The sequence below is a fragment of the Bartonella sp. SD1336NMGDW genome (genome assembly GCF_042193565.1).
GTDB lineage: Bacteria > Pseudomonadota > Alphaproteobacteria > Rhizobiales > Rhizobiaceae > Bartonella > Bartonella grahamii.
The window spans coordinates 1-2,096 of the sequence record NZ_JBHILW010000057.1; the positions used below are offsets into that span (position 1 = coordinate 1).

Below are 2,096 nucleotides of genomic sequence, written 5' to 3' on the forward strand. Positions count from 1 at the left end.
TAGCCCGTAGTTTAGATCAAAGCCTTACAACCAGTAAATTGCATCTTCTCAATGGAGCCATGAGCCATATTTTTGGTGATCTTTTCACTATTTTTATTATCTTTTTTGGTGCTCAAGCAGTTCTTCAAAACCAGATTACGCTAGGGCAACTTATTGCCTTTCATCTCCTCGCTGGAAATGTTTCTGGTCCTATCTTAAGCCTTGCATCCCTATGGGAAGAATGGCAGCATTTGAAAATCTCTCGTCTTCGTTTGGGCGATATTCTTAACTCCCCTTCAGAATGGGAAGAAGAAAAGCCGCCTCTTCAACTCAGCGCTCCTCCTCATCTTGAAGCCAACGATCTCTGTTTTTCTTATGGAGATAAGTCCATTATCAATCATCTTGATGTCTGTTTACAACCTGGGCAACCAATTATGTTACTTGGTCCTTCAGGGTGCGGAAAAACAACCTTGGCGAAGCTCCTTTGTGGACTCTACCCCCAACAAGCGGAAAGATATTGATTAACGCCCAACCTTTACAGAATTTTGATGTCCGTAGCGTGCGTGAAACAATCGCGTATTTTCCTCAAAATCCTTGCCTTTTTTCCGGAACCATTCTTGAGAATATGCTTCTTGCTAAACCAGATGCCACTAAAGATGAAATCGACGCTGCACTATATGTTAGTGCTTGCCATGATTTGATTGCTCAGTTGCCTTTAGGACTTAATACTCAAGTAGGAGAGCAAGGTGGTTTTTTATCAGGTGGTCAGCGCCAACGCTTGGCTTTGGCTTGTTTCTTTCTGATAAACCCAAGCCTTCTTATTTTGGATGAACCTACTTCCGCATTGGATGACACTGTCAGTGCACAAATTGTTGAGCATTTATATAAACTTTCGCAAGAACGTATTGTTCTTGTTATTACCCACAAAAGTGACCTCTTTCCTCAGCATGCAACCGTCTTAAACTTTACTGATTTGGAGGCAAAAAATGGCAGATAAAGCTCCCTATTTGCGCCCTTTGTCACCAACGCTTCATATGGTTGTTGCTGTTTTAATTGCTTTATTTCTCTTTATTGTGATCGGCAGCTTTATCGCAAAAACAGAGATTGTTGCACGGGGGCAAGGAAGTGTTATTCCCACCGCTTACGTTCAGCTGGTCCAAGCGCAAAATACAGGACGCATTGAGAAAATCCTTGTAAAAGAAGGGCAATTTGTTCATCAAGGTGATCTCCTTATTCAATTAGATCCTCGTGAAGCCCTCAATGAGTGCGCACGTGTTCAAGCAGATATCGCGCAACAAACCCTTCAAGCACAAATCGCAACAGCTATTTTAACAGCTTTGCATGAAAGTGATCCTTTGGATAAAGATTTTGTGACCAAAGGGCTTGCCTATCTGCCAGCTCCTCCTTCTGGCAATCAGACTGCAAGAATAGAAGGGGAAAAACTCATTAGCGCTACCCTTCAATCTCTCCAAGATAAATTAAGAGCGCTAAAAGCACAAGCGGACCGCGTCGAGCGCAGCGGTGCAACACAACATGCGCAATTAGATAGGTTGGAAGATGATCGTCAATTAAGCCAAGGAAAATTAAAAGCTGCAAAAAGCCTAATGGAAATAAAAGTCATTAGCCAAGCCGTTTATTTAGAGCGTTTACATGACTTTAAAAATGTCGAGCATGAAATTTTAACCAATCAAAGACGTTTGGAAGAAAATGCCGCCGAAATAAACACCCTCCGCCAACAACGGAAAAGTCTCATTTCCGATGAAATCGCCCGCTATCGCCAACTGTCGCGTGAAACAGAACTGAATCTTCAAGGATTAAAAGCAAAGCTTGATAGCACTCAATACCATCTTGACCACTTATCACTCTATGCGCCTGTTGATGGACGTATCGATGATTTAAGTATCCATACTTTGGGCGGCTTTGTAGAAGCTGGTAAAACGCTTATGCGTATTGTCCCTGATGCAGGTGGTCTCATTGTTGAAGCGTTTTTTGATAATCGAGATATTGGTTTTTTAGAAAAGGGCCAACGTGCTTACATCAAGTTTTCTGCCTTTCCACCTGAACGTTTCGGTGTTATCCACGGTACAGTCGTTAATGTAGGCGCTACAGCGCGCTAT

At 42.5% G+C, this 2,096-nt stretch carries 1 protein-coding gene and 1 pseudogene; both read left to right on the forward strand.

Features of this window, described 5'->3' with window-relative positions; translation table 11 throughout:
* The first annotated feature begins 413 nt into the window (after positions 1 to 413).
* A pseudogene (locus ACFIKH_RS08980) lies at positions 414 to 976 on the forward strand (ATP-binding cassette domain-containing protein).
* On the forward strand, positions 966 to 2,096 hold a 1,131-nt coding region (locus tag ACFIKH_RS08985), incomplete at its 3' end, for an HlyD family type I secretion periplasmic adaptor subunit (protein ID WP_375671520.1). The pseudogene ACFIKH_RS08980 and the gene ACFIKH_RS08985, both read left to right, overlap by 11 nt.